Annotated in this window: 11 protein-coding genes; 5 read left to right on the forward strand and 6 right to left on the reverse strand. The window is 75.1% G+C overall.

Translation table 11 applies throughout. The features are described 5' to 3' along the window. Nucleotides 1-34: 34 nt before the first annotated feature. Entirely contained in the window at nt 35-1,402 is a 1,368-nt protein-coding gene (locus RMN57_RS22315) for an MFS transporter (protein ID WP_380235772.1), read from the reverse strand. A 643-nt stretch (nt 1,403-2,045) separates the two neighbouring features. Here RMN57_RS22315 and RMN57_RS22320 point away from each other — a divergent pair. Both RMN57_RS22320 and RMN57_RS22325 read left to right on the forward strand, forming a co-directional pair. Then, entirely contained in the window at nt 2,046-2,927 is an 882-nt protein-coding gene (locus RMN57_RS22320; protein ID WP_313767914.1) for a DUF3027 domain-containing protein, read from the forward strand. Between the two features lie 213 nt (nt 2,928-3,140). After that, nucleotides 3,141-6,482: a sacsin N-terminal ATP-binding-like domain-containing protein gene (locus tag RMN57_RS22325; protein WP_313765107.1), complete on the forward strand. Its 3,342-nt coding sequence runs from the start codon at nt 3,141-3,143 to the stop codon at nt 6,480-6,482. A 72-nt stretch (nt 6,483-6,554) separates the two neighbouring features. Here the strand turns inward: RMN57_RS22325 and RMN57_RS22330 are convergent, their stop codons facing one another. After that, nucleotides 6,555-9,041: an HAD-IC family P-type ATPase gene (locus RMN57_RS22330; protein WP_313765108.1), complete on the reverse strand. Its 2,487-nt coding sequence runs from the start codon at nt 9,039-9,041 to the stop codon at nt 6,555-6,557. Nucleotides 9,042-9,120: 79 nt separating this feature from the next. Then, nucleotides 9,121-9,444, reverse strand: coding sequence for a DUF2530 domain-containing protein (locus RMN57_RS22335; protein ID WP_313765109.1), 324 nt, complete (start codon nt 9,442-9,444; stop codon nt 9,121-9,123). A gap of 247 nt (nt 9,445-9,691) precedes the next feature. On the opposite strand from RMN57_RS22335, the gene RMN57_RS22340 reads away from it, so the two are divergent. Beyond that, entirely contained in the window at nt 9,692-11,152 is a 1,461-nt protein-coding gene (locus RMN57_RS22340; RefSeq protein WP_313765110.1) for an NCS2 family permease, read from the forward strand. Between the two features lie 160 nt (nt 11,153-11,312). On the opposite strand, the gene RMN57_RS22345 is transcribed toward RMN57_RS22340, so the two are convergent. After that, nucleotides 11,313-11,768: a VOC family protein gene (locus RMN57_RS22345; RefSeq protein ID WP_313765111.1), complete on the reverse strand. Its 456-nt coding sequence runs from the start codon at nt 11,766-11,768 to the stop codon at nt 11,313-11,315. A 131-nt stretch (nt 11,769-11,899) separates the two neighbouring features. Here RMN57_RS22345 and RMN57_RS22350 point away from each other — a divergent pair, with 131 nt between their 5' ends. Both RMN57_RS22350 and RMN57_RS22355 read left to right on the forward strand, forming a co-directional pair. Further along, the gene (locus tag RMN57_RS22350) at nt 11,900-12,823 is read left to right on the forward strand and encodes a DUF4231 domain-containing protein (RefSeq protein ID WP_313765112.1); all 924 of its coding nucleotides are present in this window, start codon (nt 11,900-11,902) and stop codon (nt 12,821-12,823) included. Between the two features lie 308 nt (nt 12,824-13,131). Further along, nucleotides 13,132-14,844 carry an enoyl-CoA hydratase-related protein gene (locus tag RMN57_RS22355; protein ID WP_313765113.1) on the forward strand — a complete coding sequence of 571 codons (1,713 nt, stop codon included), beginning with the start codon at nt 13,132-13,134 and terminating at the stop codon, nt 14,842-14,844. A 118-nt stretch (nt 14,845-14,962) separates the two neighbouring features. Here RMN57_RS22355 and RMN57_RS22360 read toward each other — a convergent pair whose 3' ends face one another. Together RMN57_RS22360 and RMN57_RS22365 are read right to left on the reverse strand one after the other, a co-directional pair. Then, nucleotides 14,963-15,745 carry an MHYT domain-containing protein gene (locus RMN57_RS22360; RefSeq protein WP_313765114.1) on the reverse strand — a complete coding sequence of 261 codons (783 nt, stop codon included), beginning with the start codon at nt 15,743-15,745 and terminating at the stop codon, nt 14,963-14,965. Between the two features lie 308 nt (nt 15,746-16,053). Beyond that, complete coding sequence (locus tag RMN57_RS22365) at nt 16,054-16,458, reverse strand: VOC family protein (RefSeq protein WP_313765115.1); 405 nt, start codon at nt 16,456-16,458, stop codon at nt 16,054-16,056. Nucleotides 16,459-16,482 lie beyond the last annotated feature (24 nt).

Here is a 16,482-nt window from a genome sequence, read left to right on the forward strand (position 1 = left end):
GCGCCCGGCAGGACCAGCCGGCCGGTCCTGCCGGTCAGGCGACCCGGGGCGCGGCGGCGCGGTGGCGCAGGCCGATCTTGAAGAGCGAGCGGACCGTCAGGAGCAGCACCACGCCGACCACCGCGGCCGCCACGGAGAGGCCCAGCACGCCGTTCAGCGGCAGCAGGATGCCGACCGCGCCGCCGGCCACCCAGGAGAGCTGGAGCAGGGTCTCCGACCGGGCGAAGGCCGAGGTCCGGACCGCCTCGGGGACGTCGCGCTGGATCAGCGCGTCCAGCGCCAGCTTGCCCAGCGAGGCCGCCACCCCGGCCGCCCCGGCGACCGCGATCACCGTCACCACGCCGTACCAGAGCGCGGCGGCGGCCGTGGCGCAGGTGGCCAGCAGCAGCATCGCGGTGACCGTCGCCTCCGAGCCGCGGGTGCGCAGCCAGGAGCCGAGCACCGAGCCGAGCGCGTTCCCGGTGCCGGCGGCCAGCGCCACCAGCCCGAGCGCCAGGGTCGGCTGCAGCCCGCCGATCGGCTCGGTGCGCAGCAGGAAGGCCAGGAACATCACCAGGAAGCCCACCAGCCAGCGCAGCGCCGACATGGCCCGCAGCGCCAGGATCACCGAGGGGCCGACGGTGCGCAGCGACGCCTTCGGGACGGGGGGCCGGGCGGCCTGCCCGGACGGGCCGACGGCGCCGGCGGCCTCGCCGTGCACCTCCGCGTGCAGGACGGCGCGCTGCTCGCCCTTGGCCGAGTCCACCTTGTGCGGCAGGTGGAAGGCCATCAGGGTGCCGACCACGAAGACCAGGAAGGCGCCGCGCAGCGGCCAGCCCGGCCCGATCAGGTGCAGCAGCCCGCCGACCCCGGCCGCCACCATGGTGGCCAGCAGCCCGGCCAGGGTGACCCGGGAGTTCGCCTTCACGAGCGACAGCCGGCTGGGCAGCAGCCGGGGCACCACCACGCTGCGCACCACGCCGTAGGCCTTGGACGCCACGAGGACGCCGAGCGCCTCCGGATAGAGCGCCAGCCCGCCGCCGGCCACCGTGCTCGCCATCGTCCAGGCCAGCACCGCCCGGGCCAGCATGGACATCGCCATCGCGGCCCGGCGGCCGTGCGGCAGGCGGTCGAGCAGCGGGCCGATCACCGGGGCGAGGACGGCGAACGGCGCCATGGTGATCAGCAGGTAGAGCGCCACCCGGCCGCGGGCCTCGCCGGTGGGGACGGAGAAGAAGATGGTGGAGGCGAGCGCGACGGTGATCAGCATGTCGCCGAAGGAGTTCAGCGCGTGCAGCTCGATCAGCTTGGCGAGGCCGGACTCGCCGGCGCCCTCGGCGGAGGTGGCCCGGCGGATCCGCCGGCCGGTGCCGTGCACGACCTTCCCGGTGCGCGAGCCGGCGGCGGAGGCGGTGCGGATCAGGAAGTGCCGGCGGGGCTCCTCGTGCTCCTCGTCGTCGAGGCCGGTGTGGCCGTCGGAGTCCGCGGGGCCGTCCGGATCATCCGGATCGCCCGGGTCGGGGTGCCCGCCCGTGCCGATGTGCCCGGCGGACACCGCGGTGGCGCCGGCGGGGGCGTGGGGGCCGGCCGCGGCGCCCGGGGGCGCCGGGTGCCCGGCGGGATCCGTGGGCGTCGACGAGGCGTCCGCCGGCTGCGGTTCGCCCGCAGCGAGGACCGGAGGCTGCTGCCGCGGCACGGCGCCCGCCTCGTCGTCGGGACTGCCGGCCTGCGAAGCGTGCAGTGCGTGCTGCGACGGGTTCTCGTCCGCCACATGCCCATCCTGCCCCAGAATCGGTACCGCGACGCGGGATTCCGGTCCGCGCGGCGCGGCCGCCGCGACGGTGGCGTCCGCCCCGGACTGTGCCGGGTGGCCGACCGGCGGGTAGCCTGCCCAGGTCCGACCCACCAGCGGCCGCGGCCGGCCCGACCGGACGAGCGGCGCGGCCGGTACCCCTGGCGGCCCGTGGTCGCGCAGAATGGACGAGGGACACCGAGCCGCGACGGAACGGGCAAAACGCCGCAGGCAACAGAAGAACTGGGAGAGAATCGACGCCGTGAGTGCTGCGATGCGAAGCCGTACCCCCGATCGGCTCTGTGCCGAGGCCGTCGAACTCGCCCGACAGGCAGCGAACGAGGCCGTCGGAGCCGAAGCCGTCGGTGCCCACTCCGGTGCCCAGGCGGACGCCGACCGCGTCGTCACCCACACCTTCGAGTGCCTGGACGCCGCCTACCGGGGCTGGCACTGGGCCGTGACGGTGGCGCGCGCGCCGCGCGCCAAGAACGTCACGCTGGACGAGGTCGTGCTGCTGCCCGGCCCCGACGCCGTCCTCGCCCCGCAGTGGGTGCCGTGGAGCGAGCGGCTGCGCCCCGGCGACATGGGCCCGGGCGACCTGCTGCCCACCGACGCGGACGACCTGCGCCTGGAGCCCGGCTGGACCGGCGAGGACGAGCCGGCGCCGAACTCCGCGATGGCGCTGGCCGCCCCGGAGGACGTGGTCGTCAGCGACTCGGACGTCCAGCCGGCCCCGGCCCGCGCCGAGATCGGCGCCGTCGCCGCGGAGCTCGGCATGGGCCGCAGCCGGGTGCTCTCCCGCCTCGGCCTGCACCTCGCCGCCGACCGCTGGGAGAAGGCCCACGGCCCGCAGACCCCGATGGCGCAGTCCGCCCCGGCCTCCTGCGTCAGCTGCGGCTTCCTGATCCCGATCGGCGGCTCGCTCGGCCAGGCCTTCGGCGTCTGCGGCAACGAGTTCGGCCCGGCCGACGGCCAGATCGTCTCCTTCGCGTACGGCTGCGGCGGCCACTCCGAGGCGGCCGTGATCCCGGCCCCGCCGGCGCCGTCCGAGCTGATCCTGGACGAGCTGGTGGTCGAGCCGATGCAGCTGCACCCCGACCGCACCGCGGGTTCGGTCGAGCCCGACGCCCCCGCCGAGGAGCTCGGCCACTCCTGATCCCGCGCCCCCGGCCGACCGTCCCCGGTCGGCCGGCCACGGCGGATCGATTCCGGCCGGTCCGGACGCCCGCGCGGCCCGCCCACCTGCACGGGTGGGCGGGCCGCGGCCGTTCCGGCGGCGCCGCGGCCCCACCCCGGTCCGCCGGGGGTGCCCGGCCGGGGGAGAATGCCCCCCGTACGAAGTACAGGGCGGCGGAAGGCGGCAGGTCCAGTGGAACCTCGGATCATCGGCAGCGGAACGGACGAGCACCGCGCGGACCCCTTCGGCAGCGCCGCGCTGCGCCGCCGGGTGCTGGACGCCTGGGCCGCCTCCCCGGCCCGGTTCCGGGAGGACGCCAACGCCGAGGAGGAGCTCGCCCTCGGCGGCTACCGGGACCGCCTGGTGGTCGAGTTGGCGCAGAACGCGGCCGACGCGGCGGTCCGCGCGGGCGGCGCCCCCGGCCGGCTCCGGCTCACCCTGGCGGACGGCGTCCTGGCCGCCGCCAACACCGGCGCACCGCTGGACGAGGCCGCCGTCGAGTCGCTCTCCACGCTGCGTGCCTCCTCCAAGCGGGACGCGGCCGCCGGCCGCCCCACCGTGGGCCGGTTCGGCGTCGGCTTCGCCGCCGTCCTCGCGGTCACCGACGAGCCCGCCGTGCTCGGCGCGGCCGGCGGCGTGCGCTGGTCGCTCGGCGAGGCCCGCTCACTGGCCGAGGCGCAGCCCGCGCTCACCGACGAGCTGCGCCGCCGGGACGGCCATGTGCCGCTGCTGCGGCTGCCGTTCGCCGCCGAGGGCCCCGCCCCCGACGGCTACGACACGGTGGTCGTGCTGCCGCTGCGGGACGCCGCCGCCGAGGACCTCACCCGCCGGCTGCTGGCCGGTGTCGACGACGCCCTGCTGCTGACCCTGCCCGGCCTGGCGGAGGTCGTGGTGGAGACCCCGGAGGGCACCCGCACGCTCACCCGGTCGGCCGCCGCGCCGCGGCCGGACGGCGTCACCGGGATCACCGTCACCGACGACGCGGGCGGGCGGCTGCGCCGGACCGTCTGGCAGACCGCCGGGGCCTCCGGCACCCTGGACGCCGCGCTGCTCACCGACCGGCCCACCGAGGAGCGCGCCCGCCCGTACTGGACCGTGACCTGGGCCGTCCCGGTCGGCCCGGCCGGCGCCCCGCAGGTGCCCGGCATCGCGCCCGTGCTGCACGCCCCCACGCCCAGCGACGAGCCGCTCGGTCTGCCCGCGCTGCTGATCGCCTCCTACCCGCTGGACTCCACCCGCCGGCACGTCGCGCCGGGCCCGCTGGCCGACTTCCTCACCGAGCGCGCCGCCGAGGCCTACGCCGACCTGCTGCGCGCCCGCGGCGGCGACCTCGGCTCGCTCGGCCTGGTCCCCGGTCCGCTCGGCGAGGGCGCGCTGGACAACGCGCTGCGCGCCGCGATCCTCTCCCGGCTGCCCGGCACGCCGTTCCTGCCGCACCCGGCTCCGGTCGAGGAGGGCACGCCGGCGCTGCGGCCCCGGGACGCCACGCTGCTGGAGGGTGCGGACGAATCGGTGGTCGAGGCGCTGGCGCCGATCTTCCCCGGGCTGCTGCCGGCCGGCCTGGAGCGCCGCACCGAGCTGCGGGTGCTGCAGGTGCGCCGGGTGCCGCTGGCCGAGGTGGTCGACCAGCTCGGCGGGCTGGACCGCGAGCCGGCCTGGTGGCGCAACCTCTACGCGGCGCTCGGCGCGGCCGACCCGGAGGCGCTCGGCGCGCTGCCCGTCCCGCTGGCCGACGGCCGTACCGTCACCGGCCCGCGCCGGGTGCTGCTGCCCTCCGACGCCGCCGACTGGGCGGCCTACCCCGGCTACCCCGAGGCGCTGGCCGGCGCGCTCGCCCTGCTCGACCTGCGCCTCGCCCACCCGGAGGCCGCGCACCCGCTGCTGGCCAAGCTCGGCGCGGGAACCGCCACCCCGGCCGGGGTGCTGGACACGCCCGAGGTGCGGGCCGCCGTCGCCCGCTCCTACGAGCTGGCCGAGGAGGACCTGGACGCCGCCGCCGACCTCGCCGACTCGGTGCTCGCCCTGGTCAAGGCGGCCGCCCCGGCGGTCGGCGAGCACCCCTGGCTGGCCCGGCTGGCGCTGCTGGACGACGAGGGCGAGCCGGCCCGCGCGGGCGAGCTGATCCTGCCCGGCAGCGCGCTCGCCGCCGTGGCCCGGGAGGACGACGCGGGCTGGGTGGACGACGAGCTGATGGAGCGCTGGGGCCCCGAGGTGCTCGCCGCCGCGGGCGTGCCGGCCGACTTCGTGCTGGTCCGCGCCGAGGACGTGGTGCTCGACCCGGACGACCTGGAGCGGCTCGACCCGACCGCCCCCGCCGACCGCGCGGCCGGCGGCCACCCGACCGGGCTGCTGGACGAGGCGCCGGACGGCCTCGCCGAGTGGGCCGAGGACGCCCTGGAGGCCCTGTACCTCGACGACCGTGGGGGTACCTCCCGGCCGGAGGCTGGGGGAGAGCCGGTGGGCGTGCCGCCCGTCGCCGCCGAGCTGCTGGCCGTGCGCGACCTCGACCTGGTGGACGACGACGCCTGGCCCGAGGCGCTGGCCGCGCTGGCCCGCCCGCCGTACCGGGACGCCGTGGTCAACCCCGTCCGCACCCTGCTGCCGGACGGCTCGTACGCCGACCTGCCGCCGTACACCGCCTGGTGGCTGCGCGACCACCCGGTGCTGGACGGCCGCGAGCCGGCCGGCCTGCGCGCGGCCGGCGCCGACCCGCTGCTGCGCGGCCTCTACGACGAGGCCCGGACCACGCTGGACGAGCAGTTCCTGCACGCGCTCGGGGTGCGCACCACGCTGACCGCGCTGCTCGCCGAGCCGCACGGCCCGGACGAGGTGCTGGACCGGCTCACCGACCCGGCCTCCGAGATCGGCCACCGCCAGCTGCACGGCATCCACAGCGCGTTGGCCCGGGTCGAGGCCGAGCGGATCGAGCCGCTCGACGTGGTGCGGGCGCTGCCGCCGCTGGACCCGGAGACCGGCCGCCGCCCGGCGCACACGGTGATCGTGGACGCCACCGAGGCGGTCGTCGCCGACGCGCCGGACCTCGTCCAGCTGCTGCACCCGTACCCGCTGCTGCCGGTCGCCCCGGCGCTGGCGGCCGACCTCGCCGAGCGGCTGCACGTCTCGCTGGCCAGCGAGGTGGCCGGCGGCCGGGTGCTCTCCGAGGGGCAGCTGCACCGGGTCCCCGCCGTGGTGCGGGAGCTGCTGCCCGGCTGCCCGCTGGCCTACGAGGAGCACGAGGAGCTGCTGGTGGTCGGCCCGGACGGCAACGAGGCCGCGGTGGACTGGCGTTGGGACAGCGCGGCGGACACCCCGGAGGCGCCGTACGACCCGGACGCGGCCGAGGCGGCCGACGAGGACGACGAGTTCGAGCTGCCGCCGGTGCCGGGGCTGCTGCACGCCGCCACCCCGGAGGGGCTGGCGGCCGGGCTGGCCTGGTCGGTCGGCCAGTGGCACCGCCGGTTCGAGGTGCTGGCCGCGCTCACCGAACCGGACCGCGCCTACGAGCTCTCCGCCGCCCGCGACTTCGAAGGCTGACGGCCACCCCGGCCACCCCGGCCGGGGGCACCCGCTCCACCACGCGAGCGGGTGCCCCCGGGCCGGACGGGCTCAGTCGTCCGACGCGCGCCGCATGACCCGCCAGACCACCTCCAGCACCACCCCGGCGATCAGGGCGATGACGACGCCGAGCCACGGGTCGCGGGTGCCGGCGAGCGAGAGCTCGAAGAAGTCCGACAGCCAGGGCACCGTCAGCACCAGCGCGAACGCCCCGCACATCGTCCCGATCAGCAGCAGCCGCCACCAGTTGTACGGCCGGGCCACGATCGCCAGCACCCAGATCGCCACCAGGAACAGGGTCAGCGTGGCCACGCTGGTGTCGGCTTCGAGGTCGGTCGCGTGGTTGGCCCGGGCCAGCGCGTACGCGGTGAAGGTGGCCGTCCCGGCGATGATGCCGCCGGGGATCGCCAGCCGCAGCACCCGGCTGACGAAGCCGGTGCGGGCCCGCTCGTTGTTGGGCGCCAGGGCGAGGAAGAAGGCCGGGACGCCGATGGTGAGGGTGGAGAGCACCGTCGAGTGCCGGGGCAGGAACGGGTACGGCGAGTGCGTGAAGATCACCAGCAGCGCGAGCAGCACCGAGTAGACCGTCTTCACCAGGAAGAGCCCGGCCACCCGTTCGATGTTGCCGATCACCCGGCGGCCCTCGGCGACCACCGAGGGGAGGGTGGCGAAGGAGTCGTTCAGCAGCACGATCTGCGCGACGGCCTTGGTCGCGTCGCTGCCGGTGCCCATCGCCACGCCGATGTCGGCGTCCTTGAGCGCCAGCACGTCGTTGACGCCGTCGCCGGTCATCGCCACGGTGTGCCCGCGCGACTGCAGCGCACCGACCAGCTCCCGCTTCTGCTGCGGGGTGACCCGGCCGAAGACGGTGGTCCGCTCGGCGGCGTCGGCGAACTCCGTGGGCTCGGCGGACAGGCTGCGGGCGTCCAGCGGCCGGTCGGCGCCGGGCAGGCCGAGGTGCGCGGCGACGGCGCCGACCGAGACGGCCGCGTCACCGGAGATCACCTTGGCCTGGACGCGCTGCCCCTCGAAGTAGCGCAGCGTGTCGGCGGCGTCCTCGCGCAGCCGCTGCTGGAGCACGACCAGGGCGAGCGGCTGCAGGTCGGCGGCCGGGTCCGGGGCGTCGAGCGGGACGGGCGTGCGGCCCAGGAGCAGCACCCGCAGGCCCTTGGTGCCGAGCTCGTCCACGTCGGCGAGCGCCGGGTGCCCGGCGGGCAGCAGCACGTCCGGCGCGCCGAGCAGCCAGCTGGCCTCGGCGCCCTGCGGCTCCAGCAGCTGCACCCCGCTCCACTTGCGGGCGGAGGAGAACGGCATCGCCTCGATCACCCGCCAGCCGCCGCTCGCGCCGTCGCCGTTGCCGCCGTTGCGTCCGTAGGCGTCGATCACCGCCTGCATCGAGGGGTTGGGGCGGGCGTCCGCGCCGGCCATCACGCCGAGCGCCTGCTTGACGACCTCGGGGTCGGCGGGCACCTGCCGGGCCGGCGGGGCGTCCGGGCGCGGGTGGCCGTCGGCCTCGGGGAGGGTGCGCAGCTCGACCACGTCCATGCCGCCCTCGGTGAGCGTGCCGGTCTTGTCCAGGCAGACGGTGTCCACCCGGGCCAGCCCCTCGATCGCGGGCAGCTCCTGCACCAGGCACTGCTTGCGGCCGAGCCGGATCACGCCGATCGCGAAGGCGACCGAGGTCAGCAGTACCAGGCCCTCGGGGACCATCGGCACGATGCCGGCCACCATCCGGCGGACGGCCTCCTGCCAGTCCCGGCCCTCCACCGCGAGCTGGCTGATCACCAGTCCGACGGCGGTGGGCACCAGCAGCCAGGTGATGAACCGCAGGATGCTGTCGATGCCGCTGCGCAGCTCGGACCTGACCAGGGTGAACCGGCTGGCCTCCTCGGCGAGCTGGGCCGCGTACGCCTCGCGGCCGACCTTGGTGGCGGTGAAGGCGCCCGCGCCGGCCACCACGAAGCTGCCGGACATCACCTGGTCGCCGGGCTGTTTGAGGACGGGGTCGGGCTCGCCGGTGAGCAGCGACTCGTCGATCTCCAGCCCGTCGGCCTCGGTCACCTCGCCGTCGACGATCACCTTGTCGCCGATGCCGAGCAGCACGGTGTCGTCGAGGACGATCTCGCCGGTGGCGATCTGCTGGACGGTGCCGTCCCGGCGGACCTGGGGCCTGGCCTCGCCGATCAACGCCAGGCTGTCCAGGGTCTTCTTGGCGCGCAGCTCCTGGACGATGCCGATCGCCGTGTTGGCGACGATGACCAGGCCGAACAGGCCGTCCTGGATCGGGCCGACGATCAGGATGATCCCGAACATCACGCCGATGATCGCGTTGAAGCGGGTGAAGACGTTGGCCCGGACGATCTCCCGGGTGGAGCGGCTGGACCGCACCGGGACGTCGTTGACGTCCCCCCGGGCGACCCGCTCGGCGACCTCCGTGGTGGTGAGGCCGCCGCGCCGGCCAGGCAGCAGGCCGAGCGGGTGGGCGCCGTCGTGACCGTCGCCGGGCGCCTGTTCCGGTTGCTGGGCAGGCTGGGTCATGGCACCGACTCTACGGGTGCCTTATGTCCGATGCGTGCTACTAAAGGACTATTCGGTCCGACCGGGTGGCCGGATCCGGTCAGTCCGACCGGGTGGCCGGGTCCGCGCCGTTCTCGCCGCTCGACCGCTCGTCGGCCGACCGCTCGGCCGTCGCGGCCTCGGCGGCGCGGCTGCGGGCGATCGCGTCCCGGCGGGCGCGGCAGTACCAGAGGCCGATCAGGCCGAGGCCGGCCCCGGCCAGGCAGATCCACGGCCAGTTCCCGTGGCCGTGGTCGGCGAGCGTCCCCCGGAACGGGAGCAGGGCCAGGAAGGCGACGAACCACAGCACCGTGCCGCCGCCGACGATGGCGACGTCGTTGGCCTCCAGCGGCGGGGGCGAGGGGTGCAGCGGGGTCTTCGGCATGGGCTCTAGAGTACGGGGCGACGGCCGCGCGTCCGACTTTCGGCGGCTCCTGATCAGGCCTCCGGCCGCGTTGATCGTTCTACGCGCGAAGATAGCGCGTGTGCGATCGGGGCACCCATACTGGGGCCTTCCGGTTGGCTGCGCCATGCCCCAGGACACCTGGGCCGACGCCGCGCCGCCGGGCCCGCCCGGCCATCGTCGCCCCGGGCGCGGACCCTCTCCTCAGCCCCCACCAGAGGACGCACGCATGCCTGTGGCCCAGCCGACCACCGAGTCGCCCGAGCCCGTCGCCACGGCGCCGAAGCCCCCCGCCGGCGCCCTGGACCGCTACTTCCGGATCTCCGAGCGCGGCTCCACCCTCCCGCGCGAGGTCCGCGGCGGCATCGCCACCTTCTTCACCATGGCGTACATCCTGGTGCTCAACCCGATCATCCTGGCCAACGCCACGGACATGACCGGGGCCCACCTGGACAACGCGCAGCTGGTCACCGCGACCGCCCTCACCGCCGGGCTCACCACCCTGCTGATGGGCGTGATCGGCAACGTCCCGATCGGCCTGGCCGCCGGCCTCGGCGTCAACACCATCGTCGCCCTCCAGCTCGCCCCCAAGATGACCTGGCCGGACGCCATGGGCATGGTCGTACTGGCGGGCTTCGCGATCATGCTCCTGGTCGCCACCGGCCTGCGCGAGCGGGTCATGAACGCCGTCCCGCTCGGCCTGCGCAAGGCGATCGCGATCGGCATCGGCCTCTTCATCGCCCTGGTCGGCCTGGTCGACGCCGGCTTCGTCAGCCGCATCCCGGACGTCGCGCACACCACCGTCCCGCTCCAGCTCGGCGGCAACGGCCACCTGCTCGGCTGGCCCGTCCTGGTCTTCGTGCTCGGCCTGCTGCTCACCCTGGTGCTGATCATCCGCAAGGTGCCCGGCGCGATCCTGGTCTCGATCGCCGTGACGACCGTCGTCGCCGTGGTGATCGACAAGATCGCCGGCGTCCCCGCCGCCGGCTGGGGCCTGACCGTCCCGGCCTGGCCCGGCAACCCGGTCGCCGCCCCCGACTTCGGCCTGGTCGGCCACGTCAGCCTGTTCGGCGGCTTCGAGAAGGTCGGCGCGCTCACCGGCGCCCTCTTCGTCTTCACCGTCCTGATGTCCTGCTTCTTCGACGCGATGGGCACCATCCTCGGCGTCGCCGACGAGGCTCACCTGCTGGACGCGAAGGGCGACCTGCCCGGCATCAACCGGATCCTGATGGTCGACGGCATCGCCACCGCGGCCGGCGGCGCCACCTCCTGCTCGGCCAACACCTGCTACGTCGAGTCCACCGCGGGCGTCGGCGAGGGTGCCCGGACCGGCTTCGCCTCGATCGTCACCGGCCTGCTCTTCGTGGTGGCGCTCTTCTTCGCCCCGCTCGCCGGCATGGTCCCGGCCCAGGCCGCCACCCCCGCGCTGGTGGCCGTCGGCTTCCTGATCCTGGCCAACTCGGTCAAGGAGATCGACTGGGCCGACCACACCATCGCGATCCCGGCCTTCCTGACCATGGTGATGATGCCGTTCACCTACTCCATCACCAACGGCATCGGCTTCGGCTTCGTCGCCTTCTGCGTCCTGCGCCTCGCCGCCGGCCGCGGCCGCGAGGTTCCGGCCGCGATGTACGCGGTGTCCGCGGTCTTCGCCTTCTACTACCTGATGCCGGCCCTCGGCCTGCTCTGACCACGTCGGCCTATCGGGCTTTTCACCACATGGCGCAGGGAGTCGCAGGCGGATGGGGATCCGCCTGCGACTCCCTTTCCGCTTGAATCCTCACTGCGAAGTAACCGTCGATGGAAACCGCGCCCTGCCTCGATCGTCCGTGGCCCGGCCTTCGCCGTGGCTACTGCACGCAGAACTCGTTGCCCTCGGGGTCGGCCATGACGACGTGGTCGGTGCCCGGCTCCTGGACGTGGCGCAGGACGGTGGCGCCGAGGCCGCCGAGGCGGGCCACGGTGGCGTCGCGGGCGTCGGGGCCGGGGTGGAGGTCGAGGTGGAGGCGGTTCTTGACCGTCTTCGGCTCGGGGACCTGCTGGAAGAGGATGCGGCGGCCGAGCCCGGTGCCGGAGGTGGGGTCGTGCGGGTCCTCGGGGTGACGGACGGCGGCCAGGGTGCGCCAGGCCCGGCGGCCGTCGACCTCGGTGAGGAGGGCGGGGGTGATCCGGCCGGCGGCGAGCAGCTGCTCGATGAGGACGCCGTGGTCCTCGACGGTGTAGCCGAGCGCCTCGGCCCAGAAGGCGGCCTGGCGGTGCGGCTCGGCGCAGTCGACGACGACTTTCCAGTGCACGGGGGAGGTCATGTAACCGTTTATATCGGTTACCGCCCTGACGGGCAATCACATGCCGCCGGTGCGTGGCAGGAAGGGGACTGTGTAGCCCAGTTGGTGGTGGGCATACTGCCTGGGCCGGACACGGGGAGGGGGCTCTACCGATGGTGCAACAGGATCCGCCCGGAGGGGTCGAGGCGAAGCTGCTGCCGGAGCTGTTCTGGACGGCGGACAAGGCCTCGCTGGACGGGCAGCGCGAGACGCTGCGCTGGTACCGGGGCCTGATCTCGATGCTGGTGGTCGCGGCGGTGGTGGGCTCGCTGCCCGGGCCCGAGCGCCGCGGCGACGGCGACATCACGCCGCTCTTCTCGGTGGTGGCGTTCCTGGTCGCCGGCTACTTCTGGTCCCGGCTGCGGCGCAGCAACCCGCAGGGGCGCTGGTACGAGGCCCGGGCGGCGGCCGAGTCGGTGAAGACGCTGGCCTGGAAGTACGCCGTGCGCGCCCGCCCGTTCGATGGCGGGGCGGAGTCGGCCGAGGTGGACCGCGGCTACCTGCTCCAGCTGGAGGACGTGCTGCGCGCCTTCGAGGATCCGGAGATCGTGCCGCCCGGCACCGTCCCGGAGATCACCGCGGAGATGCGCCGGGCCCGGGCCGGCAGCCTGACCGAGCGCCGCACGCTCTACCTGCGCACCCGGGTGGAGGGGCAGCGGACGTGGTACCGCTCGCGGGCCGAGGCCTGCGAGACGCAGGCGGTCTCCTGGGGGCTGGGGGTCGCGGCGCTGATCATCATCGGTGCGGCGGCGGCGATCGCGCAGGCGGTCGGGGCGCTGCCGGTGCACATCTTCGGCGCCAGCTCGGCGGCGGCCGCCGCGGTGATCGCCTGGACCCAGCTCAAGCAGCTGCGCCCGCTCGCCGCCGCGTACCAGCTGGCCGCGCGCGAGCTGGAGAACGTCGGCAACCAGCTCTCCGACCTGGACCTCAAGGCCCCGGACGCCGAGCAGCGCTGGGCCCGGCTGGCCGCCGAGGCGGAGGACGCGGTCTCGCGCGAGCACACCACCTGGCGGGCCCGGCGCGCGTTCCCGCGCTGAGCGGCGCGTTCCCGCGCTGACCAGCACGCGTTCCCGCGCCGACCGGCACGCGTTCCCGCGCCGACCGGCGCGGACGCGGCAGGAGCCGCGCGGACGCCACGGCACCGCAGCGTCCGTGCGGCGCTGCGCGTCACCGGGCGGGTCGGGAGGTTCTGGGGAGATCGGGCGAAGCGCGCGCGGTGCCGGGTGCACAGGTGTGCGAGGTGGGTGAGGGTCGGGCGGGGGAGCGCCGACCGTAATCGTTACGTGTCCATGCCCTGGTTTCATCACCTCCGCGCACGACGCCCGTCACCGCCCGGAGGCCCCCCTTGCGCGTACTTCTGATCGCCAGCGCGTTCAACAGCCTGACCCAGCGCGTCCACACCGAACTGCGGGAACGCGGCCACGAGGTGGCCGTGCAACTCGCGCTCGGCGACGAGCAGGTGCGGGCCGCGGTGGCCCGGACCGACCCCGAGCTGATCATCTGCCCGATGCTCACCAGGGCGGTCCCGGAGGACGTCTGGTCCACCCGGACCGTCCTGATCGTCCACCCGGGGCCGAAGGGCGACCGCGGCCCCTCCTCGCTCGACTGGGCGATCACCGAGGGGGCCGAACGCTGGGGCGTGACCGTCCTCCAGGCGGTCGCGGAGCTGGACGCCGGGGACATCTGGGCCTCGGCCGACTTCCCGGTGCCGGCCTGCGGCAAGAGCGAGCTGTACCGGAACGAGCTCGCCGACGCCGCCGTCACGGCCGTGCTGCAGGCGGTCGACCGGTTCCGCGGCGGCCTGTTCACCCCCGAACCGCTGGACTACGACCGGCCGGACGTCCGCGGCCGACTGCGTCCGCTGCTGCGCCAGGAGGACCGCAGGATCGACTGGGCGGCCGACGACACCGCGACCGTGCTGCGCAAGCTCCGCGCGGCCGACTCGCAACCGGGCGTGCTGGACGAGCTGTTCGGGCGCGAGTACTTCCTGCACGGCGGCCACCCGGAGGACGAGCTGCGGGGCCCGGTGCCCGGCGCGGTGCTCGCCACCCGGGACGGCGCGATCTGCCGGGCCACCGTGGACGGCGCGGTCTGGATCCCGCAGCTGCGCCCGCGGCGGACGCCCGGCGGTCCGGCCACCTTCAAGCAGCCGGCGGCGACCGTGCTCGCCGAGCACCTCTACCGGGTCCGCGAGGTGCCGGTGAGCCCGGCCGCGGCAGCGGACCGGGAGACCTGGTCGGAGCTGCGCTACCGCGAGCGGGACGGCGTCGGTTTCCTCGAATTCGCCTTCACGGGCGGGGCGATGAGCACCGATCAGTGCCGCCGCCTGCTGGCCGCCTACCAGGAGGCGGCCGACCGGCCGACCTCGGTGCTGGTGCTCGGCGCGGCCCGCGACTTCTTCTCCAACGGCATCCACCTCAACGTCATCGAGGGTGCGTCCTTCCCGGCGCTGGAGTCCTGGGAGAACATCAACGCGATGGACGACCTGGTCGAGGCGGTCCTCACCACCACCGACAAGGTCACCGTCGCGGCGTTGGCCGGGAACGCGGCCGCCGGCGGGCTGATGCTCGCCCTGGCCGCCGACGAGGTCTGGTGCCGGGAGTCCGCCGTGCTCAACCCGCACTACCGGCTGATGGGCCTGTACGGCTCGGAGTACTGGACGTACACCCTGCCCCGCCGGGTCGGCGCCGAGCAGGCCGAGCGGCTGACCTCGGAGGCCCTGCCGGTGGGGGCGGCCCGGGCGGAGCGGCTGGGCCTGGTGGACCGCACCCGGGGCGGCGACGCGGCGGAGTTCCGCCGCTGGGTGGCCCGGGAGGCGGCCCGGCTGGCCGGGTCGCCGGAGCTGACCGGGCGGCTGGTGGAGAAGAAGCGCCGACTGGCCGAGGACGACGACGTCCGGCCGCCGGCCGACCACCGGGCCGAGGAGCTGCGGCGGATGCACCGCAACTTCTACCGGGACGGCGAGCCGTACCACCGGCTGCGGCGCGCCTTCGTGCACAAGGTCTGCCCGGACGCCACGCCGGAGCACCTGACCGAACTGCTCGGGCGCCCGGAATAGCCCGGCGCCGTCCGGGGGCGTAGAGCCGCCCGGGGCCGCCGGGCCGCCGGGACGGCCGGAGAACGGCCGGAGGGCCCCACCGCGACGCAGCCGCGGCGGGGCCCTCCGGCCGCGGACCTCAGCGTCCGGGCCGGGCCAGCGGGGCCGCCCGGCCCGCCAGGACCGGCTGCGCGTTGAGCGCGCTGCGGCTCGGCGAGACCGCGAAGGCCAGCGAGCCGAAGAAGACGTAGCAGCCCAGCCCGACCACCAGCGGGAAGATGAACTGCAGTGCCATCACCCCGCCCTGGGTGCTCTGCGAGGAGTCCGGCCGGACGGAGACGGCGGCCATCCCGGTGTAGTGCATCGCGCACACCGCGACGCCCATGACCGGGGCCGCGGCCGTGACCGCGAGCGTCCCCCGGATGTTCAGCGCGGCCCAGAGCGCGGCCGTCGCGGCGAACACCGCGATGCCGACCGAGAGCCCCACCATGACGTGGTCGTAGCCGACGTGGCCGGGCAGGACCATCGCGGCCATACCGAGGTAGTGCATCGCCGCCACCCCGAGCCCGGTGGTCAGCCCGGCCGCGAGCAGCGCCGGGACGCGGTGCCGGCTGTAGCCGACGGCGAACATCCCGAGGCCGACGAAGAGGATCGCGACCAGCAGGCTGACCACCGTCAGTGCCGGGCGGTAGCCGATGTCGAGACCGGTGACGGAGAAGCCGAGCATGGCGATGAAGTGCATCGACCAGATGCCCGCGCCGAGCGAGGTCGACGCGAAGAGCAGCCAGTAGACCCGGGTGCGGCCCGGGGACACCAGTGCCCAGCGGGTGGCGCGCAGGGCGACGAAGGCGCCCAGACAGGCGACGAAGTACGAGACCGCGGGCGTCACCCAGCCGTGGTCCGCATGATGGATCTCACCCACGAGGAACTCCTGACGGGTTCGGGGAAGGAGTGGTGCCAGGGGTTCGGGCGGGAGCGGTGGCCGGAGGCGGGCCGGGCGTGCGGGAGCGCGCGCGAAAGGGGGCGCGCAGGGGGCCGCCCGGGGGAGCCTAGCGTGTGGTGCCCCTGACAACCCGGGACAGTAGCCACTACCGGTGAGTCGCTCAATGTTCGCGCTTTTCGTGAAACCGCAGGTCAGGGGCGGTCTTCACGTGATCGGCAAGATCTTGGCACCAAGCCCTGACGCCGCCTGCGCACGGCGTGCCCGCTGCTGCCGAGGGCGTTTGTGGGTCACTCCAAAGGGGCTAGACCGAACGGGTGGCCGGCCGGGTCGATCAGCACCTTGAGCGTGCGGCCGTGCTGGTACTGCGGCTCGGTGGCGCCGAGCGCGAGCGCCTTGGCGGTGGACTCCTCCAGGTCGTCGACGTAGAAGTCCAGGTGGAAGTGCTTGCCGCCGTCCGGCTCGGTCCACGGCTCGGGTCGGTAGCCGTTGACCCGCCCGAAGCCGAGCGGGCTGCCGCCCTCCGGGTTGTCGAGGATCGCGAAGTGCTCGTCCACGTGCCTGGTCTCCCACCCCAGCAGCTCGCCGTAGAAGGCGGCCAGCGCGACCGGGTCGGCGCAGTCGATGGTGACCATGGCGAGGCGGGCGAAGCCGGTGTCGGCCTGCTCGGCCTGTTCGGCGGCGACGTCGGTCATTTCTGGTCGGCCCTTCTCCTGAGA

Origin of the sequence: Kitasatospora sp. CM 4170, from assembly GCF_032110285.1 — a bacterium.
Classification (GTDB): Bacteria; Actinomycetota; Actinomycetes; order Streptomycetales; family Streptomycetaceae; genus Kitasatospora; species Kitasatospora aburaviensis.

What these genes read in the sequence shown, in the direction of transcription:
- RMN57_RS22320 (WP_313767914.1), top strand. Translation starts at nt 2,046, where the DNA reads ATGCGAAGCCGTACCCCCGATCGGCTCTGTGCCGAGGCCGTCGAACTC.
- RMN57_RS22330 (WP_313765108.1), bottom strand. Translation starts at nt 9,041, where the DNA reads ATGACCCAGCCTGCCCAGCAACCGGAACAGGCGCCCGGCGACGGTCAC.
- RMN57_RS22335 (WP_313765109.1), bottom strand. Translation starts at nt 9,444, where the DNA reads ATGCCGAAGACCCCGCTGCACCCCTCGCCCCCGCCGCTGGAGGCCAAC.
- RMN57_RS22340 (WP_313765110.1), top strand. Translation starts at nt 9,692, where the DNA reads ATGCCTGTGGCCCAGCCGACCACCGAGTCGCCCGAGCCCGTCGCCACG.
- RMN57_RS22345 (WP_313765111.1), bottom strand. Translation starts at nt 11,768, where the DNA reads ATGACCTCCCCCGTGCACTGGAAAGTCGTCGTCGACTGCGCCGAGCCG.
- RMN57_RS22350 (WP_313765112.1), top strand. Translation starts at nt 11,900, where the DNA reads ATGGTGCAACAGGATCCGCCCGGAGGGGTCGAGGCGAAGCTGCTGCCG.
- RMN57_RS22365 (WP_313765115.1), bottom strand. Translation starts at nt 16,458, where the DNA reads ATGACCGACGTCGCCGCCGAACAGGCCGAGCAGGCCGACACCGGCTTC.